At 55.4% G+C, this 23,714-nt stretch carries 24 protein-coding genes; 14 read left to right on the top strand and 10 right to left on the bottom strand.

What is annotated here, in order from left to right; genetic code table 11:
• Window position 1 precedes the first annotated feature (1 nt).
• Window positions 2–742 (top strand): TetR/AcrR family transcriptional regulator, encoded by a 741-nt coding sequence (locus ACWNMW_RS07660; RefSeq protein WP_449490537.1) that lies wholly within the window; start codon window positions 2–4, stop codon window positions 740–742.
• Window positions 743–1,013: 271 nt separating this feature from the next.
• Here the strand turns inward: ACWNMW_RS07660 and ACWNMW_RS07655 are convergent, their stop codons facing one another.
• Both ACWNMW_RS07655 and ACWNMW_RS07650 read right to left on the bottom strand, forming a co-directional pair.
• A complete protein-coding gene (locus ACWNMW_RS07655) occupies window positions 1,014–2,156 on the bottom strand; it encodes a glycosyltransferase (RefSeq protein WP_449490611.1) in 1,143 nt (380 codons plus the stop codon).
• A gap of 30 nt (window positions 2,157–2,186) precedes the next feature.
• A complete protein-coding gene (locus ACWNMW_RS07650) occupies window positions 2,187–2,537 on the bottom strand; it encodes a winged helix-turn-helix transcriptional regulator (RefSeq protein WP_449490536.1) in 351 nt (116 codons plus the stop codon).
• A gap of 160 nt (window positions 2,538–2,697) precedes the next feature.
• Between ACWNMW_RS07650 and ACWNMW_RS07645 the strand changes: the two genes are divergently transcribed.
• Together ACWNMW_RS07645 and ACWNMW_RS07640 are read left to right on the top strand one after the other, a co-directional pair.
• Window positions 2,698–3,333 carry an NAD(P)-dependent oxidoreductase gene (locus ACWNMW_RS07645; protein WP_449490535.1) on the top strand — a complete coding sequence of 212 codons (636 nt, stop codon included), beginning with the start codon at window positions 2,698–2,700 and terminating at the stop codon, window positions 3,331–3,333.
• Between the two features lie 84 nt (window positions 3,334–3,417).
• On the top strand, window positions 3,418–4,323 hold the full coding sequence (locus ACWNMW_RS07640; RefSeq protein WP_449490534.1) for an SIR2 family NAD-dependent protein deacylase: 906 nt from the start codon (window positions 3,418–3,420) through the stop codon (window positions 4,321–4,323).
• 31 nt (window positions 4,324–4,354) lie between these two features.
• On the opposite strand, the gene ACWNMW_RS07635 is transcribed toward ACWNMW_RS07640, so the two are convergent.
• Together ACWNMW_RS07635 and ACWNMW_RS07630 are read right to left on the bottom strand one after the other, a co-directional pair.
• Window positions 4,355–4,933 (bottom strand): GNAT family N-acetyltransferase, encoded by a 579-nt coding sequence (locus ACWNMW_RS07635; protein WP_449490533.1) that lies wholly within the window; start codon window positions 4,931–4,933, stop codon window positions 4,355–4,357.
• Between the two features lie 240 nt (window positions 4,934–5,173).
• Window positions 5,174–5,719 (bottom strand): N-acetyltransferase family protein, encoded by a 546-nt coding sequence (locus ACWNMW_RS07630; protein ID WP_449490532.1) that lies wholly within the window; start codon window positions 5,717–5,719, stop codon window positions 5,174–5,176.
• 192 nt (window positions 5,720–5,911) lie between these two features.
• Between ACWNMW_RS07630 and ACWNMW_RS07625 the strand changes: the two genes are divergently transcribed.
• The 5 genes from ACWNMW_RS07625 to ACWNMW_RS07605 all read left to right on the top strand — a co-directional run bounded on the left by ACWNMW_RS07625 (window position 5,912) and on the right by ACWNMW_RS07605 (window position 11,760).
• A complete protein-coding gene (locus ACWNMW_RS07625; RefSeq protein WP_449490531.1) occupies window positions 5,912–6,706 on the top strand; it encodes a protein-ADP-ribose hydrolase in 795 nt (264 codons plus the stop codon).
• Between the two features lie 38 nt (window positions 6,707–6,744).
• Window positions 6,745–7,512, top strand: a complete 768-nt coding sequence (locus tag ACWNMW_RS07620) for a hypothetical protein (RefSeq protein WP_449490530.1) — start codon at window positions 6,745–6,747, stop codon at window positions 7,510–7,512.
• 155 nt (window positions 7,513–7,667) lie between these two features.
• Window positions 7,668–8,009, top strand: coding sequence for a DUF4357 domain-containing protein (locus ACWNMW_RS07615; protein ID WP_449490529.1), 342 nt, complete (start codon window positions 7,668–7,670; stop codon window positions 8,007–8,009).
• A gap of 3 nt (window positions 8,010–8,012) precedes the next feature.
• Window positions 8,013–10,568, top strand: a complete 2,556-nt coding sequence (locus ACWNMW_RS07610) for a type I restriction-modification system subunit M (RefSeq protein WP_449490528.1) — start codon at window positions 8,013–8,015, stop codon at window positions 10,566–10,568.
• 1 nt (window position 10,569) lies between these two features.
• Window positions 10,570–11,760, top strand: a complete 1,191-nt coding sequence (locus ACWNMW_RS07605; RefSeq protein ID WP_449490527.1) for a restriction endonuclease subunit S — start codon at window positions 10,570–10,572, stop codon at window positions 11,758–11,760.
• A gap of 115 nt (window positions 11,761–11,875) precedes the next feature.
• On the opposite strand, the gene ACWNMW_RS07600 is transcribed toward ACWNMW_RS07605, so the two are convergent.
• Window positions 11,876–12,412 carry a restriction endonuclease subunit S gene (locus ACWNMW_RS07600; RefSeq protein ID WP_449490610.1) on the bottom strand — a complete coding sequence of 179 codons (537 nt, stop codon included), beginning with the start codon at window positions 12,410–12,412 and terminating at the stop codon, window positions 11,876–11,878.
• A 65-nt stretch (window positions 12,413–12,477) separates the two neighbouring features.
• On the opposite strand from ACWNMW_RS07600, the gene ACWNMW_RS07595 reads away from it, so the two are divergent.
• Both ACWNMW_RS07595 and ACWNMW_RS07590 read left to right on the top strand, forming a co-directional pair.
• On the top strand, window positions 12,478–15,678 hold the full coding sequence (locus ACWNMW_RS07595) for a type I restriction endonuclease subunit R (protein WP_449490526.1): 3,201 nt from the start codon (window positions 12,478–12,480) through the stop codon (window positions 15,676–15,678).
• Window positions 15,679–15,737: 59 nt separating this feature from the next.
• Complete coding sequence (locus ACWNMW_RS07590; protein WP_449490609.1) at window positions 15,738–16,244, top strand: restriction endonuclease subunit S; 507 nt, start codon at window positions 15,738–15,740, stop codon at window positions 16,242–16,244.
• On the opposite strand, the gene ACWNMW_RS07585 is transcribed toward ACWNMW_RS07590, so the two are convergent.
• The 5 genes from ACWNMW_RS07585 to ACWNMW_RS07565 form a co-directional block, all read right to left on the bottom strand.
• The gene (locus ACWNMW_RS07585) at window positions 16,241–17,167 is read right to left on the bottom strand and encodes a tyrosine-type recombinase/integrase (RefSeq protein ID WP_449490525.1); all 927 of its coding nucleotides are present in this window, start codon (window positions 17,165–17,167) and stop codon (window positions 16,241–16,243) included. The genes ACWNMW_RS07590 and ACWNMW_RS07585 overlap by 4 nt on opposite strands.
• The gene (locus tag ACWNMW_RS07580; protein WP_449490524.1) at window positions 17,148–17,726 is read right to left on the bottom strand and encodes a restriction endonuclease subunit S; all 579 of its coding nucleotides are present in this window, start codon (window positions 17,724–17,726) and stop codon (window positions 17,148–17,150) included. The genes ACWNMW_RS07585 and ACWNMW_RS07580 overlap by 20 nt, the downstream gene beginning before the upstream one ends.
• Window positions 17,723–18,736 carry a 3'-5' exonuclease gene (locus ACWNMW_RS07575; RefSeq protein ID WP_449490523.1) on the bottom strand — a complete coding sequence of 338 codons (1,014 nt, stop codon included), beginning with the start codon at window positions 18,734–18,736 and terminating at the stop codon, window positions 17,723–17,725. The genes ACWNMW_RS07580 and ACWNMW_RS07575 overlap by 4 nt, the downstream gene beginning before the upstream one ends.
• 152 nt (window positions 18,737–18,888) lie before the next feature.
• On the bottom strand, window positions 18,889–19,353 hold the full coding sequence (locus ACWNMW_RS07570; RefSeq protein ID WP_449490522.1) for a hypothetical protein: 465 nt from the start codon (window positions 19,351–19,353) through the stop codon (window positions 18,889–18,891).
• Complete coding sequence (locus ACWNMW_RS07565; RefSeq protein ID WP_449490521.1) at window positions 19,353–19,976, bottom strand: TetR/AcrR family transcriptional regulator; 624 nt, start codon at window positions 19,974–19,976, stop codon at window positions 19,353–19,355. Before ACWNMW_RS07565 ends, ACWNMW_RS07570 begins: the two co-directional genes overlap by 1 nt.
• Window positions 19,977–20,068: 92 nt before the next feature.
• Here ACWNMW_RS07565 and ACWNMW_RS07560 point away from each other — a divergent pair, with 92 nt between their 5' ends.
• The 4 genes from ACWNMW_RS07560 to mcrC are packed head-to-tail and all read left to right on the top strand — an operon-like array spanning window position 20,069 to window position 23,707.
• Window positions 20,069–20,635, top strand: a complete 567-nt coding sequence (locus ACWNMW_RS07560; protein WP_449490520.1) for a TetR/AcrR family transcriptional regulator — start codon at window positions 20,069–20,071, stop codon at window positions 20,633–20,635.
• 50 nt (window positions 20,636–20,685) lie between these two features.
• Window positions 20,686–21,192 (top strand): HsmA family protein, encoded by a 507-nt coding sequence (locus ACWNMW_RS07555; protein ID WP_449490519.1) that lies wholly within the window; start codon window positions 20,686–20,688, stop codon window positions 21,190–21,192.
• A gap of 59 nt (window positions 21,193–21,251) precedes the next feature.
• Entirely contained in the window at window positions 21,252–22,676 is a 1,425-nt protein-coding gene (locus ACWNMW_RS07550; RefSeq protein ID WP_449490518.1) for an AAA family ATPase, read from the top strand.
• Entirely contained in the window at window positions 22,673–23,707 is a 1,035-nt protein-coding gene (gene mcrC / locus ACWNMW_RS07545; protein ID WP_449490517.1) for a 5-methylcytosine-specific restriction endonuclease system specificity protein McrC, read from the top strand. Before ACWNMW_RS07550 ends, mcrC begins: the two co-directional genes overlap by 4 nt.
• Window positions 23,708–23,714: the final 7 nt, after the last annotated feature.

The raw sequence follows: 23,714 nt of genomic DNA, 5'->3' as shown, positions 1-23,714 counted from the left end.
CATGCCATCATCAAAGCCACGCGCGCTATCGCGAGACATCATTTTGTCTGCTGCGCTCGAATTGGTTGATGAGGAGGGGCTCTCCGCCCTATCTCTGCGGTCTTTGGGAAAGCGCTTAGGCGTGTCCCAGGCCGCGTTTTATCGCCATATTCCCGACAAAGCTGCTCTACTAGAGGGAATTTCGGAACAGGTTTGGCGCCTGACTTTCGACTCATTCTTGGCTCGCGTTGAGGGCGGAAAAGTGGACGCGCCGGAACGCTCTGAGTCCACAGCTTCGCCCGAGGCGACGCCCGGCACGCCAGGAGTACCCCAGGCCGCCTCGGCCTCGCCACTGCTGGCTTACATGCGCGAGTACGCGCACTGCCTGGCCGCCACACTTCGCGCGCACCCGGGCACGGTCATGTTGCTGCTCACTCACCCGATGTCGACTCCCGAGCAGCTCTCTCAGCTGGCGCGCGTGTTCGTTGCACTCGCGCGGCGAGGTTTCACGCCGAACGCGGACATGCTCGGATTGGTCAATGCCGTGTCGATCTACACGACGGCTTTCGTTGCCGCCGAGGTCGTTCCGCCCGTAGGCGGCACCCCCGAGCAGCCTGTCGATTTGCAGGCCGCGAGCGCCGCATTGAGCCCGGAGGATGCGCAGGCGTTGCGACCACTTATCCAGGATCTCCTTGAGGATCGCTACGATTTCGTCACCCAGTTTGAGCGAGGCCTCGAGGCAATCCTGCGCGGGTGGAACTAAGAGCGTCGGGAAGGGACCCGGCTCCTGTTGCAGCGTCGATTGACAGCAGTAGGCCAGATCGACACCACTAGGCGCAATTGACACCACTTGGAAGCATCGCATACCCCAAAAACCGCTCGTCCAAAGCTCCAACTTGTGCCAATGCCTCCAAACGGTGTCAATGAGTCTGGGGAATAGCGCAGTTCAAGTAAGAAAGCCTCCGCTCAGGCCAACTAGGCCCACTCGGCCCACTCGGCCCACTAGGCCCCAGCATCTGCCACCGGGGCAGGTCCTACAAGTAGGGAATCTCCTCAACCTCACTGACAATCCGCTCAGTTCCGCCCAATGCCGACAGTTCGTCACGCAGCTTTGTAAGCCCACCACTCAGGGCCACTTCATTAACGAGGCGTAGCGCGGCCTCGGCAATGAGAGCGGGCTTGGGTGCGCGCACGCTCAGGCCACAGCGCGTGCGCTCGACGGCCTCGGCGTTGAATTGGCGCTCAAACACGCGCCCGGGTACGACGACTTGGGGGACTTCGTAAGCCAGCGCGTCCATCATCGAGTTTTGCCCGCCATGATGGACCAAGACGCGGGCGCGCGGCAGGAGTTCGGCAAAGTTCAGGCGAGGCGCGCAGTGCACCTCGCGGCCAGCTGCGGCGTAGACCGCTTCGGGCACACCTGCGACGTACACATCGCAGCCAAGCGCGCTCGAGAGCTGCCGGCCAACTCGCACGGCGACTCCCGCAGGGACACTGCCCGAGCCGAGGTAGACCACCGCGCAATCGCGATCGGTGCTGCGAGCATCCAGCTGCGGAACTTCGCCAAGAAAACCGCAGTAGATTGCCCGCTCCCCCGCCTCCGGTTCCAGCGAGGGAGAGCTCGGGATGAAGCGCTGTTTCATCCCCTCAAGGATGGTCAGGGACGAGGCCGGGGCGGGCATTCCCATCTCGCGCAGTAGGCGTCGAATTCCTGCGGATTTGCGCGGGTTAGAGGCGTAGGCGACGGTCGTCGGCTGCGAGCCGCTGCCCACACATGGGATTCCCTCGGCGCGGGCGGCGATCACTGCAGCCAAGTTGAATTCCGAGTAGACGACGTCGGGGCGCCAGGTGTGCATGAATTCGCGGAGTTTCTCAACGATCGTGCAGCTGTAGCGATAATCCAGGGAGCCCGTCAACCACAGCACTTCTTCGAAACTATGAACGGGCTTGCGCCCCATCAGCCCCAGGCGCGAGGCCAGCGGAAAGGTGTGACGGGCGATGGCCTCGGGAAGACCAAGTGGCGAAGGAACGGGAATTTCAATCGTTGGGGCAACCGGATCGACGCAGTTTCCGTCATCTCCCCACGCGAGAGTGACCTCGTGGCCGCGGCTAAGGAAAGCGCGGGCGATCTGCTGCGCACGCGACCATGGACCACCCATCCGCGAGCGGGCCAGCATGGGGACGACAAGGATTTTCACGGTTTAAGGCTAAGCCCGGCGCGGAAGAGCACCCAACTGCTGCTTATAGTTTTCACCCCACACGCGCATGGCCTCGAGGACGGGCTGCAGGCTGTGGCCGAGCTCGGTGAGCGAGTACTCCACGCGAGGCGGAACCTCGGCGAATACCTCGCGGTGGACAATGCCCGCGTCCTCCATGGTGCGCAGATTCGTCGTCAAGACTTTTTGCGAAATTGATCCGATCGAGCGCTGGAGTTCTTTGAAACGCATGGTTCCCTTGTCGCTCAGATCTCGCAAGATCAGCACCTGCCATTTGTTCCCAATCAGGGTCAAAGTTGTCTCTACTGGGCATGGCGGCAAGTTTTCAAGCTGTGAATTCATTTTCTTTCCCTTTGATCTTCGCAGGTCAGCGCTAATAGTTACTTTTAGGTACCTATAGCACAAAATAGTGCCTACTTCCGCATTGCTTGCATTAATTTTACGCTGTCATACGTACGAAAAACAGAGTGATTTACTCGCACAAATAATCGAAGGAAAACTCATGACTCTGTCAATCGCGGTCGTCGCAGCAAACGGAAAAGCCGGACAGTTCATCGTCAAGGAAGCACTGGAACGCGGACATGATGTGACCGTCTTTGTCCGCTCTGAAAACAAGACTCCCGCCAAGAAGGCCGTCATCAAGGACATTATGGAGCTCACCGCTCAGGACCTGGAGGGCTTTGACGCGGTTGTTGACGCTTTCGGCGCCTGGACCCCGGAAACCCTCCCTCAGCATTCAACGACTCTGGCTCACCTGAGCGATATCCTCTCCGGCAGCAACACTCGCCTGTTGGTCGTCGGCGGAGCGGGCAGCCTCTACGTGAACCCCGAGCACACGCTGACGGTCGCTCAAACCCCTGATTTCCCCGAGGCCTTTAAGCCGCTTGCCCTTGCGATGGCCGAGGCCCTCGCCGAGCTTCGCGAGCGCAAGGACGTCCGCTGGACCTACATTTCGCCCGCTTGCGATTTCCAGGCCGATGGTGAGCGCACCGGCGAGTACATTCTTGGCGGCGAGGAACTCACGCTGAACGACCGCGGAGAATCCATCATTTCCTACGCTGACTTTGCCGTGGCTATGCTCGACGAAATCGAGTCCGGCAACCATGTAGGCCAGCGCATAAGCGTTGTCCGTAAGTAAGGGGTGCATCTAGCACTCACAATCGGGCACGCATTCGAAACAGCCCCAATCCATTACACGATCGGAAAACCCGTAGGAGTTCCAATGAACCAGACAATGAACGCCGAGATTTCGCGCCTTGTGGATGCGATCAGCGCAGCGGATGCTGTCATGGTCGGTGCGGGCTCAGGTCTGTCAGCCGCTGCAGGTTTCACCTACAGTGGTGAACGCTTTCAAACCTACTTCGCGGATTTCATTGAGACCTACGGGTTTTCCGACATGTACTCGGCCGGTTTTTATCCATTCAAAACGTTGGAAGAACAGTGGGCGTATTGGAGCCGACACATCTGGTACAACCGCTATGTTGAAGCCCCAAAAGACACCTACGACAAGCTCCTTCAACTGCTCACAGGCAAGGATTTCTTCGTCCTCACAACGAATGTTGACCACCGCTTCCAGCTCGCAGGATTCCCTAAAGAGCGGCTGTTCTACACCCAAGGCGACTACGGCCTGTGGCAGTGCAGCGTTCCTTGTCACGACTCAACCTATGACAATTTCGAGGCCGTGGCGCGCATGATTAAGGACCAGCATGACATGCGAGTCCCCAGCGAGCTTGTCCCATGCTGTCCGAGGTGTGGCGAGCCCATGAGCATGAATCTGCGCGCTGATGCGACTTTCGTTGAGGATGCGGGATGGCATCAGGCTGCCCACCGGTACCAAGATTTTCTCGAGGCACACGCGGGTAGCAGGATTGTCTTCCTTGAGCTTGGTGTTGGGGCGAATACGCCGGGAATTATCAAGTACCCGTTCTGGAATCACACCTACGCCAATGCCTCGGCAACTTACGCCTGCGTGAACTTTGACTACGCGCAGGCCCCCGCCGAGATCCGCGATCGCTCGATCCTCATCAATGGGGATATCCACGAGGCGCTCACCCTGGCCTTGCAAGCGCGGGCGATCTGCTGCGCACCCACACACCGACCAGGGATGGTCCACCCTGAACACCAATAAGGTCGAGAACGTCGACTGAGCGCCTACGCCGCTAGCGGTCCAAGCGCTTGACGAAGCGGAACATGTAGTCGGCCTCGCCCATCGGCTCGCCCGCTCCGCGGGGATGCGAGGTGTCGGTGTGATGTTCGTTGAAGAACTCGACAATGTGGAAGCCGCACTTGTTGACGTAGAAGTGGATGTTGCGCACCTCGAAATAGGGCGTCACCAGGGTCCATTCCCTCACCTGCGGGTGGGCGGCCTCGATGGCGAACCAGGCGCGCGTCCCCACTCCCCTGGAATGAACCGAGGCCTTCATGGCGAACAGGAGAACCTCGCCTCGATGTCCGTCAACGGTGAGGATCACGTTGCCCACGACATTACCGTTCTCATGGATGCGATAGGCGAGCGCTCCCGGCGCATTCAGGGACTCCTCAATGTCGGACAGTGGGAGAATCGGCTGCGCCGTTGCACTGCCCTCACTGGGACCAGACGGATGCTGCTCACGCGCGGCGAGACGCTCCCCCACGAAGGATCCCTCCGGGTTGCCTTGGAAGTGCTCAAAAGATTCCTGGAAGTCCGAGATCAGCGCAGGACGCTCGGTCTCAGTCAGGGGCACAAGCATGATCGTCATGGGCTCATCGTATCTGTAAACGGCTGCAAAGCTGACAACAGGGGTCTCTTTCCTCAGCGTCTTGGAGATGGGGCCCAACGACGCGAGCCTCCGAGAGCCAAAGGGGTACACATGGAACGCCTGTTCGCCATGCCATTAGTCATGCACATCATCAAGGTGCCCCCACTCGTTTCGACTAAAGGAACTGGGGTTTTAGGCTCCTCAAGCTAGACATGTAACCGCCAGCTACACTCCGGGGCGCTACAACTCCAGCCTCATATACACGAGCTCCTGGTATCCCGCAGACGCGGACTTGTAGCCCCGGGGGTTGCGCCCGTATTCCTCGAAACCAGCGCGACGGTACAGAGACACTGCCCGCTCGTTGTCCGCCACGACTTCGAGCTCGAGCTGGGTGTAGCCCGCCTTCCGGGCACAGTCAATGGACGCTTCCATCAGGACCCGACCGATCCCCATCCCCCAGTACTCCTTGAGGATGCTGATCCCAAAACGCGCCCGGTGCGCGACCTTGCGCCGACTGCGCACTGCGGAAACTCCTGCGCTTCCAACAATCTGCTTATCGATCACGGCAACGAGTTCAACCTCGTTGCTGCTGCGCTCTGTCTCTTCTAGGGAACGGGCCTCTTGTTCATCGTCGATGTTCTGCTCATCCGGGTAAGACAGCAGGTAGTCGGTCTCCGCATGGGTGAGTTGCGTGGTCTCACGCAGCGCGCGAGCGTCCGAGGCGACGGCATTCCTCACGAGGAGTTCCACTCCGCCCTTCAAGACCACCGTCTTGGCGTACCTCATTGTCGGACTCCATATCTGCCGAGGAAATACCGCCAATTTATACCGCCAATGGCGGTAATCGGGCGGCACCGATGGCTGTCAAGACGAAAAACCCACGCGTTATCCGGGTTCATGTACATGCTGCTGAAACAGCGTTAGCCTATCACCGACGTGGATTTACACTGTTGTCACCCCTCGTCTTTTGGGAAAGGAATGCTTATGTGGCCCAGCCGGAAGCTTGAGCTGTTAACCCCACTGATTGCGAGACTGTGCGAGGAGCGCGGTATCCCTGTGCCCGAGCCGACCGGGGTCGATGAGATGTGGGGGCAGTTCCGCGCGCTGGTCAACACGCGCCCGCCCATGCCTGCCTCGCCGCAGTGGCTGGCTTTGCAGGACCAGTTGCTCAGTGAGTTGATTGCCGGGGACGGCGTTGTTTCCATTGACGAGGCCGAGGTCGCGCCCCTGCACCCGAACATTCGCCTGTGGCGCGGTGACATTACGAGGCTCGCGGCGGATGCGATTGTGAACGCGGCGAACTCGCAGATGCTGGGGTGCTGGGAGCCTGGGCACGCGTGTATTGATAACGCGATTCATACTTTCGCGGGCGTCCAGTTGCGCTTGGAGTGCGCGCAGCTCATGGAGGAGCAGGGCCACGAGGAGCCAACGGGCAGGGCGAAGATTACGGGCGCGTATAACTTGCCCTCGCAGCGCGTCATTCACACGGTCGGACCGATTGTGCCAGCTGGCGAGAGCGCTGACATGTACCGTTTCGAGCTGATGAGCTCGTACCTAAATTGCCTGGATTTGGCACAGGAAAGCGGTATGGGTTCTCTTGCTTTCTGCTGTATTTCGACGGGCGTTTTTGGCTACCCGAAGCAGGCCGCTGCCGAGGTCGCGGTGGACGTGGTCAATCAGTGGCTCACTGCAACCCAGTCCCCCATGGTCGTTGTGTTTGATGTCTTCTCAGGTGAGGACGAGGCGATTTATCGAAGGCTGCTGGGGTTCTAGAGTTTTAGGGCTCCAAGCACTTCGAAGGGCGGGCAAGCGTGGATAAGAAGGCTGTTCAGATTCTGAATCGTTTAATGGACGATCGGAAGAAGCATTCGGTGAGTGCTGAGGACCTTGCTTATGCCCGGAAGATGGGCGTCGTTGTCGAGGACCAGCCGATTACTCATGACCAGGCGATTGATATCTTGGAGCAAGTCTTTGAGGCTGTGTCCTTAGAGGATGCGACGCAAGCGTTTTTATATAGCTTGTCCTCACGCGACGTAGATTACCGCTATGTTTTGGCGTCCTACGCGTATGCGCGCAGTTGGTTATCTTTTGACCGAGGCCGGACTCAAGAGCTTCCAGAGAAGCTGACCGGCTCTTTCTTTAACTGGGTGAAGCACAAGGGCGGCGGTATCTGGGGAACGATCGGGAAACCGATCTTTTACTTGGAGCAGTTCGCGTCAATGGAGCTGCGAGTTGCGAGTGATGTTGATGTGGAGATTTTGCGGTCGATCTTGGAGCTGGCTGATTCCATGGAAGACGAGGCCAGTGGAACCGCCTTGGCGACCGCTATCCGCACCGCGAAGTTACTTCCCTGCAACCAGGCCGAGGCCGTTGGGATCCTTGAAACTCTGGGAATATGCGGGATTTTAGATGTGCCAGGACATCCCGGTTTTCTGCATTCATTCACTCCCCCACTGGAACGCGACACCGGTGACCTCAGGCAGAGCCTGTCGTACCCCTTGAACTGGTGGCACGGGGCCGATGGCGTGAATTGGGAGAATGCAGTCGAGGTGTTTGGGACTGATTTCAGACGATTTTGAGAATTTGACTCCAAAGTTTTCACAAGGCGGTGCCAGCTGAGTGTAAACTGACAGTCGGCTTCTGTTTCACACAGCCTTTTCAAGGCGGAAAGCGCACCGGTAACTTACGAACGAACCGCAGACAGATAGACCCTAAAGAAACAAGGGAGTTTCACATGCCACTGTCACAGGTAGCATCGATAAGAATTCAAGGTCGTGTATTCGGTGAACGAAGCACCGAATTACAACTGTTTGAGAAGCCAGACAAGAATCGCCTCAGTTTTATATTCGGCGAAAATGGTTCCGGAAAATCCACAATCACACAGTGCCTCGTGCAGAAACAGCGCGGAGAAATCTTCGGCGATTCGGCCGGCATCTCAGAGCTCGTCGAGGACCTCGAGTTCCCAACTCCCAGCGCCGCGGCGGTGTTCGTGCTCGGCGGCAGCCAGAACGGCTGGACTGAATGGGTGAACAACGACGGCGAAACGCTCAACCAAGTTTACAGAAGCGAGGATTAATAGATGAACAAGCAGCAATTGGCATCAAAGATATGGGAATCCGCCAACCAGATGCGCTCGAAAATCGAGGCAAATGAATACAAGGATTACATCCTGGGCTTCATCTTCTACAAGTTCCTCTCCGAGACCGAAGTCGCCCGCCTGAAGGCACGTGATTTCGCCGAGGAGGATTTGCCGAGCCTCGTGGAAGACGACGAAGAAACGGTCGAGTTCGTCAAGGGCGAGTGCGGCTACTTCATCGCCTACGAGAACCTCTTCTCTACCTGGGTCGCCAAAGGCGGCGACTTCGAGATTTCAAACGTTCGCGACGCCCTCTCTGCCTTCAGCCGCAACATCGACCCTGCCCGCAAGCACGTCTTCGACGGCATCTTCGACACGCTGCAGACCGGTCTCTCCAAGCTCGGCACCGATACGCGCAGCCAATCCAAGGCTGCTCGCGACCTCATCTACCTCATCAAGGACATTCCGATGGACGGTCGCCAGGACTACGACGTGCTTGGCTTCATCTATGAGTACTTGATCAGCAACTTCGCCGCCAACGCCGGTAAGAAAGCTGGCGAGTTCTATACGCCGCACGAAGTCTCCATGCTTATGAGCGAGATAGTCTCGTGGCACCTGGCCGGACGCGAAAACATCACTATCTACGACCCCACGAGCGGATCGGGCTCGCTACTTATCAATATCGGCAAAGCCGTGGCACGACGCAACGGCGACCCGGATTCCATCAAGTATTATGCGCAGGAGCTTAAGGAGAACACGTACAACCTCACGCGTATGAATCTGGTCATGCGTGGAATTCTTCCCGACAACATCGTGGCACGCAATGGCGACACGCTCGAAGACGACTGGCCCTGGTTCGACAGCGTCGAGAACAAGGATGAGACCTACGATCCGCTGTTCGTCGATGCCGTGGTGTCGAACCCGCCGTACTCCCAGAACTGGGATTCGGAAGATAAGGAGCTCGACCCTCGCTTCAAATTCGGCGTTGCCCCTGAAAGAAGAGCTGATTATGCCTTCCTTTTGCATGATTTGTACCACTTGCGCCCCGACGGCATCATGTGCATCGTTCTGCCCCACGGCGTGCTGTTCCGCGGCGACGAGGGCGCCATTCGCAAGAACTTGGTGGAGAACCGCCATATTCAGGCAATCATCGGGCTTCCTGGCGCGATCTTCTTCGGCACCGATATCCCTACCATCGTCATGGTGCTCCGCAAGCAGCGCGAGAGCAGTGACGTGCTGGTTGTGGACGCTTCGAAGCATTTTGTGAAGGAAGGCAAGAGCAAGAAGCTCCGTGCGAGCGATATACGCCGCATCGTGGACGCGGTTACGACTGGTGCGACCGTCGACAAGTTCAGCCGACTGGTGACCATCGATGAAATACGCGCCAACGATTACAACCTCAATATTCCGCGTTACGTGGATTCGTCTGACGCTGCTGAGAGTTGGGACGTGTATGCCACAATGTTCGGCGGGATTCCGAAGGCCGAGGTCGATTCTCTTGATTGCTACTGGAAAGTGTGGCCGAGCCTGAAGGCTCAGCTTTACATCGAGGGCGGCGGGTCGTGCCTTGCTTCCGTGACGGACAACGTGGCGGCAACGGTGAAGGCGAACGTCGACGTCATCTCATTTTTGGGCGGCTATCGGGATACGCTGGCGCATCTACCTGCGGAGCTGCGGAAAAGACTGGTAGACCGCGCGTCGCAGGTCGATACCCTGGCAGAGGAGGATCATATCGCGGAGCTGCTCCGCGACGCCCTCTCCGGTGTCGCGCTCGTCGACGGGTACGATGCCTACCAGGCTCTCGACGATGCGTGGACGGTCATCTCCGGCGACCTAGAGGTCATCCAGACCGAGGGGAAAGGCGCTGTGCGCAAGGTGGACCCGAGAATGGGGGGCAAGAAGAACGGCAAAGACGTCGAGGGACAGGACGGCTGGGCTGGCCGCATCCTGCCGTTTGCGCTTGTGCAAGAGCACCTGCTTGCCGAAGACGTCAAGAAGATTACTTCCCGTGATTCCCGCCTAGGCGAGATATCGCAGGAAGTAGACGAGATTCTCGAGAGCTTCGACGAGGAGGACAAGGGATCCTCTGCTGCTGTCAACGACAAAGGTTCGTTTGTGCCGGCTGAGCTCAAGAAGGCTGTGAAGGCTATCGGAAAGCACCCTGAAAGCGATTTCGAGCAAGGTCTGGTTCGCGCGCAGATCCTGCTCGATGAGGAAAAAGGTCTCAAGAAGGCGAACAAGGAAGCGAGAATGGCTCTTGAGGAGACGACCAAGGAGGTTATCGAGGGCCTGACCGATGCCCAGTGCGACGATCTACTGGCCGCCAAGTGGATAGAGCCGCTGCAGGTTGAGCTTCTGGCCCTTCCCGAAACCGTTGTGAGCGACTTCATCGCGAAGGTAGCTGCGCTCAACGCGAAATATGCGACAACCTACTCGGACGTGTGCAACCAGATAGATGATGCAGAAAGCCAGCTGGCAGACATGCTGGGGCAGCTTACGGGCAACGAGCACGACATGGCAGGCATTGCTGAGCTGCGAAAACTGTTGGGAGGTGAATAGCATGGCGGAAAAGACCAATGTGCCCGAAATCCGTTTCGCTGTCTTTACTGCCCCTTGGGAACAGCGTAAGCTCGGCGATGTGGGCAAGGCCCGCTCCGGAGTAGGCTTTCCCGACTCCGAACAAGGCGGTGCTGTTGGAATACCATTTTTCAAAGTTTCAGACATGAATAGCGATGGCAATGAGAATGAAATGACTGTCGCCAACAACTATGTTACAGATGCTCAAATTGCTTCTCGCAGATGGTCGCCGATAGAGGATCTACCAGCCATTTTCTTTGCGAAGGTTGGAGCTGCAGTAATGCTGAATCGTAAGCGTTTATGCCGCTTTCCTTTCCTTTTGGACAATAATACAATGGCATATTCGCTCGATAAAAATGTCTGGGATAGCGACTTCGCAAAAGCACTTTTTGAGACCGTCGATTTAACGTCACTTGTTCAAGTCGGAGCCTTGCCGTCCTATAATGCCGGTGATGTTGAAGCGATGGAAGTAATGCTCCCGTCAACGGCAGAACAGCGGGAAATCGGTGGGCTTTTCGCTCGTCTCGACACCCTTATCACCCTTCATCAGCGTGAGTGTGACAAGCTCGCTCAGTTAAAGAAATCAATGCTTGATAAGATGTTTCCCAAACCGGGTGAGCGATTCCCCGAAGTCCGTTTCGCTGGCTTTACTGACCCTTGGGAACAGCGTAAGGTCAAAGAAGTAACTGACAGATACGATAATTTGCGTATTCCTGTTGCCGCAAGTTTACGAGTTGCGGGAACAACTCCTTATTATGGAGCAAACGGAATACAAGATTATGTTGAAGGATATACCCACGATGGCGAGTTTATTCTTGTCGCAGAGGACGGAGCAATTGACCTCAAAAATTATCCCGTAAAGTGCGTAAAAGGGCGCATTTGGGTAAATAATCACGCCCATGTTCTTCAAGGAAAGTGTGCTTGTGCAGATAATCAATTCCTTGCCTATGCAATAAGTCAGGCAGATATTGAATCACTATTGGTAGGTGGCGGCCGTGCTAAACTCAACGCAGAAACACTAATGGACATTGAATTGCTGTTGCCGAGCAAGGACGAGCAAATACAAATTGGCCATTTTCTTGCTAAGCTCGACCACCTTTTCACCCTTCATCAGCGTAAGCTTGAGCTATTGAGAAATACTAAGAAATCGCTGTTGGATAGGATGTTTGTTTAATAGCTATCGTGAGTTGCTTCTAATTTCGAGCCCCGAAGCCGCCGATTTCGCTATATCGAATCGGCGGTTTTTCGTTTTGGCGAGAAAAAATGTCGTTCGCAATGTCAACGAGCTGTCACTGATGAAGGGTGATGAGGTTGTCGAGGCCCTTGAACAATTGACCGATCTTATTCTGTTCAGCTTCTGATGGCAGTAAAATCGGTGTCATTTTGCCGCTCTCAATCGTGTATGTTCCTACGGTTCCTATACCAGCAGAATCTTTAATAAAGTTCTGAATCTGTGCAGCCGTGAACGAATAATAGAAGAAATCACCTTGTATTTTTCCATTGTTCTGGAACCAAATGATGTTGCCGTCTTTGAAGTAAAGAGGCGTCAAATCCTTGATAAGATAAGGGATTCCAATGGTTCCCACGCCAGTAACAAGCAGGTCATCAATTGCCACTTTGCCAACCAGTGCACTGTACTCCTCGTACTTTTCCCGTGAGATGTACAGGAGGTCTTCCACCTCTTCGTGTTTGTAGTCTGCAACAATATCTCTTGCTCTCAGGAATCTTACGCCCTCAGTGGTCCAATCAGATTGGTGAATGCGCTTTACGGAGGTGACATTCATCAGTTCCCCCAACTTACGCTGTTCCCAGGTAGATGCATCTATGTCTTATAATGATTGGGAATAGTTAAGTGTATAACTTTTTGCAATTTCGTAGATCGGTTTCTCCGATGGTTTTCGATAAAGAGGCTTCTTTCGAAGAAGCAGTCATCACCGTGCTGAAGCAGCACGGCTGGGACGACGCGGGGGGCGTGCTTCGCTATCCCACCGAGCAGGACCTCATCGATAACTGGGCGAAGATTCTGTTCCAGAACAACGCCGACATAGACCGCCTGAACGGCTGCCCGCTCACCCAGGGCGAGATGGCACAGGTCATCGAACAAATCGAAATGCTCAAGACCCCGCTCGCACTCAACGGGTTCATCAACGGAAAGACCGTCGCCATCACGCGCGACAACCCCGACGATGTGCTTCACCTTGGCAAGGAGGTAAGCCTGAAGATCTATGATCGTCAGGAGATCGCAGCCGGCCAGAGTCGCTACCAGATAGCTCAGCAGCCTGTCTATCCTGCAAAGAGCAAGATCTTGAACGACCGTCGCGGAGACTTGTGCCTGATCATCAACGGCATGCCGGTCATCCATATCGAACTCAAACGCAGTGGCGTACCCGTAAGCCAGGCAACCGGACAGATCGAAAAATACGCGCACGAAGGTGTGTTCACGGGTCTCTTCCGCCTGGTTCAGATCTTTGTGGGAATGACCCCCGATGAGGCGCGGTACTTTGCCAACCCTGGAGCAGGCGCGTTCAACCCCAACTTCTATTTCCATTGGGAAGATTTCAACAACGAGCCCGTCTGCGCAGGTGACAAGCCCGGCACTGACGAGTGGAAGCGCTTCACCTCGACGCTTCTCTCTATCCCCATGGCGCATCAGCTCATTGGGTTCTACACCGTGGCTGACAGGTCGGATAGCTGCCTAAAAGTCATGCGCAGCTACCAGTACTACGCCGCCGCGGCCATCTCGGACAAGGTCCGCAGATGCAAATGGGATGAGCCGCGGCACAGCAGCACACCAGGTCGCCCAGGCGGCTATATCTGGCACACCACTGGCTCCGGCAAAACCATGACCAGCTTTAAATCGGCCCAACTTATCGCCGACTCTCATGATGCCGACAAGGTCGTGTTCCTCATGGATCGCATCGAGCTGGGCACGCAGTCGCTCTCGGAGTATCGCTCCTTCGCCGACGATGCCGACGACGTGCAAGGCACCGAGAACACGCAGGTCCTCAAGTCCAAGCTTGCCAGTGACGACCCCAAGAATCGCCTTATCGTCACCTCTATCCAAAAGATGAGCAACTTGAAGGCCGGTGAGTCTAGAATCACCCAAGCCGAGCTCGACCGCCTGGCCGGCAAGCGTATCGTATTTATCATCGATGAGTGCCACCGATCCACCTTCGGCGAGATGCTCCAGGACATACGCCGCGCCTTCCCCAATGCCCTCTTCTTCGGTTTCACAGGAACGCCAATCCTCGACGAGAACCAGAAAAAGGGGTCGACCACGGCTATGGTATTCGGCGAATGTTTGCACCGATACAGCATCGCCGACGGCATCCGCGACGGCAATGTGCTGGGCTTCGACCCCTACATGGTGACGACGTTCAACGACCACGACGTACGCAAAGCGGTTGCCCTAGAGCAAGCGAAAGCCACAACAGTAGACGAAGCCATCTCCGACGACCGGAAGAGCAAGGTCTTCTACTACTATATGGACTCGACAAAGGTCCCCATGGGGCCGATGGCCGACAGCGCCGGCAACCGCATCAAGGGAATTGAGGATTTCCTCACCCACGCCCAATACCGGCCCGGCACCCCGCACCACGGAAAGGTCATAGAGGACATCCTGCGCCGTTTCCCGGTGCTCTCCCACGGCAACAAGTTCCATGCAATCTTGGCGACGAGCTCCATCCCAGAAGCGATCGACTACTACCGAGCCTTCAAGGAACACGCCCCGCAGATGAAGGTGACCGCCCTTTTCGACCCGAGCGTTGACAACAGCGCCGGCTCCACGGTGAAGGAAGATGCTCTGGTCGAGCTCATAGAAGACTACAACGAGGCATACGGTCAGGAGTTCACCATCCCCACGTGGCCCGCCATGAAGAAGGACATCTCAGCGCGTCTGTCCCACAAAAAGCCCTACATCAACCTCGACTCCAACCGCGACTCCCGTATCGATCTGCTCATTGTGGTGGACCAGATGCTCACGGGCTTCGACTCCAAATGGCTCAACACTCTCTACCTAGACAAGGTCATCGACTACGAGAGCATCATTCAGGCGTTCAGCCGCACGAACCGCCTGTTCGGCCCAGACAAGCCCTTCGGCACGATCCGCTATTACCGTCGTCCCCACACCATGAAGGGCTATATCGAAGCGGCAGTGAGGCTGTATTCGGGAGACCGCCCGCTCGACATGTTCGTCCAGAAGCTCCCGGACAATATCGCGCTGATGGACGCGCGGCTACAGGAAATACTCATGGTGTTCGAGGCCGCGGGCGTTGGCGACCTCTCGAATCTTCCCGCATCGCAAGAGGCCAGGCGCAAGTTCGCCAAGGAGTTCGTCGAGCTCAACGAGTTCCTCGAAGCCGCGAAGGTGCAGGGCTTCACATGGGAGCAGGACACCTATGAGTTTGAGGAGGAACCGGAAGAAGGCGAGCTGAGTAGCAAGTCCTTCTTCGTCCAGCCCATCATCGACAAGCGAACCTATCTCGTCCTCGTGCAGCGCTATAAGGAGCTGTTCGCAGGAGGGGGCGACCCTGGCGATGCGCCCGAAGTACCCTACGAGCTCGATGGTCATATAACCGAGATCGACACGGGGCTCATAGACAGCGACTACATGAACGCGAACTTCGAGAAGTGGCTGAAATACCTTGAGAAGGACGACGAGGGGCTTGCCGCAGCGCGCGAGGAGCTCCACCGATCGTTTGCGTCCCTAAGCCAGGATGACCAGCGCTTCGCCGAGCTGTTCCTTCACGATGTCGAGCGAGGGGACGCCACCCTGGAAGCCGGCAAAACGTTGAGGGATTACATCACGTCCTATGCCCGCAAAGCGAAAAACGCTCAGGTCGAGCGAATCGTCGAGGCGCTCGGCATAGACGGCGAGCTTCTTGCCACCATGGCCGCACTCGACCTGGCGGAATCGAACATTAACGAGTTCGGGCGCTTCGACGATTTGAAAGACTCGGTGGACAAGGCACGCGCCAAGGCATTCTTTGAGCAGAAAGAAGGTAAGACGCTCCCCTTGTTCAAGGTGAACACCCGTGCGGCGGCGCTGTTGAAGAAGTTCATCCTGGAAGGCGGCTTCGACATCGACGAATAATCGGCGATTTTGAACAGGCGAAATCGAAAGTTTGTCTATCCGAGGGGGCGCATGTGACCATGCGTCCCCTCGTTTCATCTTGGGAACAGCGTAAGGTTAAAGAAATAACTGACAGATACGATAATTTGCGTATTCCTGTTGCCGCAAGTTTACGAGTTGCGGGAACAACTCCATATTATGGAGCAAACGGAATACAAGATTATGTTGAAGGATATACCCACGATGGCGAGTTTATTCTTGTCGCCGAGGACGGAGCAATTGACCTCAAAAATTATCCCGTAAAGTGCGTAAAAGGGCGCATTTGGGTAAATAATCACGCCCACGTTCTTCAAGGAAAGTGTGCTTGTGCAGATAATCAATTCCTTGCCTACGCAATAAGTCAGGCAGATATTGAATCACTATTGGTAGGTGGCGGCCGTGCTAAACTCAACGCAGCAACACTAATGGACATCGAATTGCTGTTGCCAAGCAAGGACGAGCAAATACAAATTGGGCATTATCTTGCTAAGCTCGACCACCTTTTCACCCTTCATCAGCGTGAGCCTCGGTTTGCTGATGCAGCTTAAATAAGAGTCGAAAGAGCCCTCATGACGATGTCAATGTCCTTGTTCTCGAGCTCTTGAATGACGTGCAGATAAGTTTCCTGAGTGGTGGTCATGCTTGCATGACCAAGCCTTCGGGATACGCTGGCGATGGAAACGCCAGCGAACAGCAAGAGTGATGCATGTGTATGCCGCAGCCCGTGGACGGAGATGGCAGGCACGCCAGCATTTTTGCAGTGGCGCGCTAAAACGCTGTTAGCCGTCGAGTTGTAGACCTTCCCCTTCGCAAATATAGGCTCAGTCGGCGGAAGGTCTTTGAGCAGCCCAGAAAGTTGCATGATGAGTTGCCAGTCGAGTTGAACCTTCCGCACCGATGAGGCGTTTTTCGTGGGGACGAATCCGCCGCCGTTCTTGTAATCCCAGGTCTTGTTCACCGAGAGCGTTTGATGGGCGAAGTCGAAATCTTCGGGAGTAAGCCCAAGGGCTTCGGAGAAACGAAGGCCTGTTTTAGCGACTATGAGAATAAGCCAATCCCAACTCGGCCCGCCTGATAAATCAAGGTCGCCTAGCATGGCATGAAGCTCAAACTGGTTGAGATACTTGATCTTTTTCGCACGCGGCCGCTTCCCTTTGATGATAGCCTTGCGCGTAGGGTCGCGGGGGATGAGTCCTTCGTCAACTGCGTCAAGGATCGCCCCTTTAAGCTGATGGTGGAAGTCCATGGTTGTCTGGCGCTCGTGGTGCTCTGCGTAACCATTGATGAGCTGCTGGTACGAGGTCCGGTCCAGATCTTTTATCTTAAGGTCTGGAATTAGCTTAGCGAGCCAAGACTGAGTGAGCCGGTACTTTCCCATGGTCACCTCACGGATGGCCCCTTCTTTGTAGACGCTAATCCATTGTGAGTAGTAATCGCAGAAAAGCGATTCTTCATTGATGCTGATTGGCATTTTTACCCTCTTTCAATATATGAGATGGCTCACGCTGATGAAGGGTGATGAGGTTGTCGAGTTTTCGGAAATAGTCTGCAAGAGCATGCTGTTCCGGAATACTGGGCATCATGAGTTCAACGCTGCTGTATTCTTCGTATGAAATATTCAGCAGACCATCCATACGCGCACCAGATGAAATAATCCTTCTAAGCTGGTTCTCGACACGGCTTCCGTTAAGCTCCATAGAGATAAACTCAGGGTCGTTCTCGCCTACACTGAAACAGTGATAAACAAAGGGGATACGTGCATTTTCTGCTGTTGTAAGCGCGAAACATGAACCGTATGGACGGAGCTTTGAAGCACCGTGATTATATGCCATCTCACCCTTTTCAAGAAGGATATACTTCTTTAGACTCTCTCCGGCGTTATTGAATGCGTAACGGTCTAACTGCTCAATAAAGCCGTTGCTCGCTGTGATCATCATGACAGGCGCATTCGATTCCGGGTCAGTGCGCGTGACTTCTTCGGCAATACTGGACAGCTTACATTGTTCCCAAGATGAAGTTTCCTGACTCAAATAACCGCTTGGGAACAGCCTAAGCTGGGGAACTCTGCACTATTTCTAAGGGGCATAGCTACAGCAACGCCGACATTAGGGATGCTGGCACCCCACAGATCTTGTAATGGACGCTCGTATACCCAATATGAATCACGTATTGAGGACGTGGAAACTATTGCCGCTGAGCAAGAGGGATCGCTTCTTTCAAAGGGCAACGAAGTAATCGTTCCCACATCCGGGGAAACGGCAGAAGATATTGCCGTTGCATCATCCGTGCGCAGGTCAGGAATCATTTTCGGAAGCGATTTGAACGTCGTCGCTCCAGTGAAAACACATCGCATTCCATAAAGCGGATGTCCCTCATCAATACAATCTGTGGTTGCGACGATATCTTTCGCCTTTAAATGACTTCCTGAGCCTGTCCCCCGTGCGAAAGAATTCGCATAAGTCGCTTCATCCCCAAAGCTCTCAATCACGATGTCACGCATACGCAAATAGCACTGCACGGTTGCCAGAGCATCACCGTAGGCTCGATGTTCGCCTTCGTTGATTACCTCAAAGACCTCGCAAAGGTCAGGAAGTGTTCGATGCTGGAGCTGTGGAAGCGCTCGGCGAGCTACCCGCAACGTATCAACGTAGTTGTTCCTGAGGGGCTTACCCAAAGCACGCTCGTAGGCCGTGTAGAGAAAATTCATATCAAAAGACGCATTGTGTGCCAACAAAATTGAATCACCCACGAAGGCATCAAAGTCAGTCATCACTTCATTAAGTGGCGGAGCATCGGCCAGCATTTCATCGGTGATACCCGTTAAATGCACGATGAATGGAGGCAGCTTCTCATCGACCTTGATAAGAGTTTTGAAACTGTCAACAATTTCGCCATTGTCGACTTTGACAGCGCCAATTTCGATGATGTTGCACAGGTCAAAATCAAGGCCCGTTGTTTCCGTGTCAACTGCGACAAACGACGTTGGTAGGGAATAAAGATTCGCCCCACCTTCGGGCCTGCGTGTGCGTCCATGACTCATATGCGTTCACCTTCGATGCATAAGATTTTCTCGATATTTTCAGGATAACGTCAGTTTACTCTTTTCCAGAGCAACAAAAGCTCGGCCTCGTCCTACGCTCACAGGACGAGGCCGGGCAGCTTAAACGCTACTCACCGCATGGGAAACAACAACTACTCCCCCACCCTTTGCTTATGGAAAGTCCACCCTTCACCAAACGCTCGATGCAGCAGGAAGCTGGCCCCCGCCAAGGTCAGAGCACACCCCAGTCCCGTGTAGAAGAATGCGAAGAACCAGGTAGGGATGAGTCCACTTAAGCGCAGCCCGAAGCCGAAAGACATCATGAATGCCATGATCAGGTAGCCCTTGAGGTCCAAGAATCGTAAGAAGTTCAGGCGTTCTGCGTCCAGACTTCGGATCCTCTGGGCATTCTTCAGGACGAGTTTGCCGAACATTGCGTGGAAGGCGAAGAAAGCAGCAACAGCACCAACAATCAAAGCAACGACAACACCGACAGATGCACCACTCATTTCAACGGCCGAACGTACACCAATCAGTGCGACGTTCATACCCGCCAGCAGCCAAACCACTCCGACCACGGTAATCAGGTTTTCTTTCTTCATTTTGAGCAGTGCCATCAGCAATCTTTCTTTTCAATCGGGGCCGCAGCGCCGCTTCCAGAAGCAACACGCTCAGCCACGGCCTCGTACAAGCTGGTATCAAGAAGGGCGAAAAGGGGCTCACAATCAGAGCCCTCCATGAGCGAGGTAAAGATCGTCCCCAGAACAAAAGAAGACAGTTTCTGGGGGCTCAGCGCGCCAACCAAGCGAGAGCGAACGACCGCCGGGTCCGCATCCAACACATATTGGAGGCCCTGTTCCATGTGAGCCATCATCGGGCCGCGCGCAGCTTCTAAAGCCTCGTGCTCACTGCAGGGAAGGCGGCGCATCTCGGCAAACCAATCAACGTCCATCTGCGCCAAAGCCTCACCCAAAGCACCGTGCAATTTCCGCACGTAGTCCGTGAAACTCTCGCGCCCGTCAACTCGGCAGCACTCCTCGAAGAGCGCCTGGCCAAAGAACCGCGTAAATACTGCGGCCGTCAGGTCCGCTTTTGTCGGGAAGTACATGTAGACCGAGCCGACGGCGATTCCGCATGCCGCGGCCAGTTTTCGCACGGAGAGTGCGGAGATTCCTTCGCGCGCGGCAATCGAATACGCCTGGTCGATGAGTTTGTCTTTCTCGATGACCTGCTTGGGCACGGAAGTCCCCCTTTCTCCGGTTTCACCCTATAATGAACAGTGTTCAGTATAGACACATCCCATCCCCGACACGTCAGGCGAGGAACCCACAAGTGAGTACTCTCGACCACAAAGAGCGCATCATCCAAGCCGCCTACAAAATCGGCGCCAGGGGCGGCCTTGCCGCGATCTCCGCCCGAGCGGTCGCCGAGGACGCGGGAGTTTCCGTCGGATACCTCTACAAAGTCTTCCCCTCCAAGAGCGACATCATGGTCGCCGCCGCGCGACGCTACTTTGAGTTCTCACTCTCGCAAGAACTGTGCCGAATCGAGAGCAATGAGTCCTTCGTGCAGTTTTGCCGCAGACTCTGGGACCAGACGAAAGCAGCCTTTGCGTCCTTCCACCGCGAGTGGCTCCGCGACCACGAAGAGCTGCCCAAACAGGACCTTTTAGCCGCGCACGAGGCCATGGGATCCGTCCTCGCACACGCGCGCGCTCAGCTCGAAAGCGTCCTCGAGCAGGACACGCGCATTAACTGGGCGCTACTCCCCCAAGGAACTGCAGCCTCGGCAATCGCAGAATTCACCATGCGATCACTGCTCACCTCCCTTGAGAAGGGGGACGAGGACTGCGAGCTTTTGCTAACTTTCCTTGAGCGAGGACTCTACAACGCGAAGTAAAAGCCTCGCGTGAACATCAGGGGATTGTTGTTCACGCACGCGTTCCTAGCATGGATGACAGATCCATCAATCAACGGAACGGGACAACCATGATCGCAATCGCCTCGACGGCTATCACTCTGGCACTTGTTTTCTACACGATCGGCGTCTTTGCCGAGCGCCGAGCGGGCACGCTCAAGCTCGGACACATCATCTTCTTCTACATGGGCCTGGTCTTTGACACCGCGGGAACTACTGCCATGTCTGTAATCGCGCGAGGCAACTTGGCGAATCTTGCGCACGCCACCACCGGATTGCTCGCGATCATCCTCATGATCATCCATGCCGCGTGGGCAACCATCGCCTACGCGAAGAAGAACCCCGAAACGCTTTCACGCTTCCACCGCCTGAGCATTGGCGTGTGGCTGGTGTGGCTCGTGCCCTACGTATGCGGGATGCTCATGGGAATTCCGGCGCTCAAGCTCGACTCGAATGTCGCCTTTGCAAGCGCGATCGCCACTTCTGTTGTCGCTGGGCTACTGGTCTTTGGGGCCGAGGCCAAGCGCCTGCACCAATAACGCCCCAACGCAAACTAGCATTAGACCCAGGTTTACAAGCGCGTTCAAGGAAGGCCGCTATGGATATGGGTCAATTCACCTCCAACATCAGGACTACTGAAAACTCCCTCGGTGACGCTGATGTTGAAACGACTCACTACTGGCTCTACGCGCCAGGCAAGGGCGCGTGCATGTGGGAGGACTTCTACAGCCAGGGAGTGATGGGACTTGCCTGGGAAGAAGCTGGCGACCTTTCCGCGTACGCAAGCAAAGAAGAGATCCACCTTGCCTTGGTCAACTCAAGCAGAGGAACGACCAACCCTCGCAACGACGCTTACGCGCTCTGGCAGTTCGCCAACGATCTCAAGCCCGGTGACATCGTTTTCGTAAAGGGAGGTCGAGGGAAGATCCTCGGACGCGGCCTCGTTACCGGAGACTACGAATACGACGAGGCCCAGGGACACTTCCCCAACCTCCGCAGCGTTGAGTGGACGCACAAGGGCGAGTGGGCAATTGATCGCATACTTCCGTTGAAAACACTGACTGACATCACGGATGACACCACGCTTGTCGCAGCCATTGAAACTCTTTTCGAGGTCGAGGCCGATGAGGTCATCGACGACCAGCCTGCGATCGAATACCCCGCATATGACAAGGAAGATTTCCTCTCGGAAGTTTTCATGTCCGAACAGCAATACGACACTCTCACCGGGCTACTTCGCGCGAAGAAGAACGTCATCTTGCAGGGCGCACCCGGCGTCGGCAAGACCTTCGCAGCAAAACGACTCGCGTATTCGATGATGGGGGTGAAAGACGCCAAACGCGTCATGATGGTGCAATTCCACCAAAGCTATTCCTACGAGGACTTCATCGAGGGCTACCGCCCCTGCGCGGACGGTTTCGAGCTTTCCAAGGGCGCGTTCTATACATTCTGCAAGCAGGCAGCTGATGACAATGAGCGCGATTATTTCTTCATCATCGACGAGATCAACCGCGGAAATCTTTCGAAGATCTTCGGTGAGCTCTTCATGCTTATCGAGAACGATAAGCGCGGTGAGAAGAACAAACTCCAATTACTCTATTCGCGCGAACGTTTCTGTGTGCCAAGCAATGTGTACCTGATCGGATTGATGAACACTGCGGATCGCTCGCTTGCTTTGCTGGACTATGCACTGCGTCGCCGCTTTGCATTCTTCACCCTCAACCCGGGCTTTTCTTCCGCTGGTTTCACGCGCTATCGCGAGGCCGTGGGCAGTGCCGCTTTCGACAATTTGGTTTCGTGCGTGGCCAGGCTGAACACCGAGATCGCGAGCGACGAGTCTCTTGGTGAAGGCTTCATGATCGGACACAGCTACTTCTGCGGATTCACTGGAACCCCAACCGATCACGCCAGCCTTTCAGCGATCGTTGAATACGAGCTCATCCCCATGCTTGGCGAGTACTGGTTCGACGATCAGGAGAAGGTCCGCCTCTGGTCTGAGGCTCTTCGCCGCTCGATCCAATGATTCCGATTCGTAACACCTATTACATGCTTGCGTACGCCTTCCAGGTGCTACGCCAGCAGGGGTATCGCGATATAGCAACCGAGGAATTAACTTCCACTGCGGAGCTCTTGGCGGAGATCCTGATCCGCGGCGTGCGCTCCCAACTTAAGCGAGGCCTCGGACGTTCCTATGTCGACGTTACAGAGCCACTGTCGTCTTTGCGCGGGAAAATCGAGGTTACGGAGTCCCTCAAGACGCGCTCAATTCTGCGTCGGCAGTTGGTGTGCAGTTACGACGAGTTTTCGCTCGACACGCAGATGAACCAGATCATCAAGGCGACGTGCGCCGCCTTGCTGCGTTCAAGGATCTCGAGGCCTCGGAAGAAAAAACTGCGCAGACTACTCCCCTTCTTCGCAGAGGTTTCGGATATCGAGCTCAGCGCGGCCAACTGGCGCATGCGTTTTGACCGCAATAATCAGACCTATCGCATGCTCATCAACGTCTGTTGGCTGATTTACTCGGGGCTTTTGCACACCAATGAAGGCGGAGAAACTCGGCTTACTGAGTTTTTGGATGAGCAGAGCATGTGTCGCTTGTACGAGAGATTTATTTTGGAGTACTACCGCCAGGAGTATCCAGAAATTCAGGCGAGTGCGCCACATATTGCGTGGGCGCTTGATGATGGTTTCGATGACATGCTGCCGACGATGCGATCCGATGTGACTCTGAGGTGCGGGGAGACGGTGCTCATTATTGACGCGAAGTACTACGCGCATACTACGCAGGAGCGTTTCGGTACGCGGAGCCTGCATTCGGGGAACCTCTATCAGATCTTCACGTATGTGAAGAATATGGAGGCCTCGTATAACGGCGAGGCGCACAGTGTGTCAGGAATGCTCTTGTATGCGAAGACCGATGAAGAGGTCTACCCCGATGGCGTGTATCAAATGAGCGGGAATGCGATAAGTGTGAGGACGCTCGATCTCAATCGCCCTTTTGAGGAGATTCGCGCACAACTCGATGGGATTGTGGAGGCGCACTATTCACGGTGATATCCTC

The organism is Actinomyces sp. Marseille-QA0893, from assembly GCF_976954355.1.
The sequence above is the reverse complement of the archived record's forward strand: the minus strand, read 5'-3'. Positions and strand labels throughout refer to the sequence as shown.

Excerpts from the sequence above, each read along its gene's own strand:
- ACWNMW_RS07660 (WP_449490537.1), top strand. The coding sequence starts at position 2 with ATGCCATCATCAAAGCCACGCGCGCTATCGCGAGACATCATTTTGTCT.
- ACWNMW_RS07655 (WP_449490611.1), bottom strand. The coding sequence starts at position 2,156 with ATGCTGGCCCGCTCGCGGATGGGTGGTCCATGGTCGCGTGCGCAGCAG.
- ACWNMW_RS07650 (WP_449490536.1), bottom strand. The coding sequence starts at position 2,537 with ATGAATTCACAGCTTGAAAACTTGCCGCCATGCCCAGTAGAGACAACT.
- ACWNMW_RS07645 (WP_449490535.1), top strand. The coding sequence starts at position 2,698 with ATGACTCTGTCAATCGCGGTCGTCGCAGCAAACGGAAAAGCCGGACAG.
- ACWNMW_RS07640 (WP_449490534.1), top strand. The coding sequence starts at position 3,418 with ATGAACCAGACAATGAACGCCGAGATTTCGCGCCTTGTGGATGCGATC.
- ACWNMW_RS07635 (WP_449490533.1), bottom strand. The coding sequence starts at position 4,933 with ATGACGATCATGCTTGTGCCCCTGACTGAGACCGAGCGTCCTGCGCTG.
- ACWNMW_RS07630 (WP_449490532.1), bottom strand. The coding sequence starts at position 5,719 with ATGAGGTACGCCAAGACGGTGGTCTTGAAGGGCGGAGTGGAACTCCTC.
- ACWNMW_RS07625 (WP_449490531.1), top strand. The coding sequence starts at position 5,912 with ATGCTTATGTGGCCCAGCCGGAAGCTTGAGCTGTTAACCCCACTGATT.
- ACWNMW_RS07615 (WP_449490529.1), top strand. The coding sequence starts at position 7,668 with ATGCCACTGTCACAGGTAGCATCGATAAGAATTCAAGGTCGTGTATTC.
- ACWNMW_RS07610 (WP_449490528.1), top strand. The coding sequence starts at position 8,013 with ATGAACAAGCAGCAATTGGCATCAAAGATATGGGAATCCGCCAACCAG.
- ACWNMW_RS07605 (WP_449490527.1), top strand. The coding sequence starts at position 10,570 with ATGGCGGAAAAGACCAATGTGCCCGAAATCCGTTTCGCTGTCTTTACT.
- ACWNMW_RS07595 (WP_449490526.1), top strand. The coding sequence starts at position 12,478 with ATGGTTTTCGATAAAGAGGCTTCTTTCGAAGAAGCAGTCATCACCGTG.
- ACWNMW_RS07590 (WP_449490609.1), top strand. The coding sequence starts at position 15,738 with ATGCGTCCCCTCGTTTCATCTTGGGAACAGCGTAAGGTTAAAGAAATA.
- ACWNMW_RS07585 (WP_449490525.1), bottom strand. The coding sequence starts at position 17,167 with ATGCCAATCAGCATCAATGAAGAATCGCTTTTCTGCGATTACTACTCA.
- ACWNMW_RS07575 (WP_449490523.1), bottom strand. The coding sequence starts at position 18,736 with ATGAGTCATGGACGCACACGCAGGCCCGAAGGTGGGGCGAATCTTTAT.
- ACWNMW_RS07570 (WP_449490522.1), bottom strand. The coding sequence starts at position 19,353 with ATGGCACTGCTCAAAATGAAGAAAGAAAACCTGATTACCGTGGTCGGA.
- ACWNMW_RS07555 (WP_449490519.1), top strand. The coding sequence starts at position 20,686 with ATGGATGACAGATCCATCAATCAACGGAACGGGACAACCATGATCGCA.
- ACWNMW_RS07550 (WP_449490518.1), top strand. The coding sequence starts at position 21,252 with ATGGATATGGGTCAATTCACCTCCAACATCAGGACTACTGAAAACTCC.
- mcrC (WP_449490517.1), top strand. The coding sequence starts at position 22,673 with ATGATTCCGATTCGTAACACCTATTACATGCTTGCGTACGCCTTCCAG.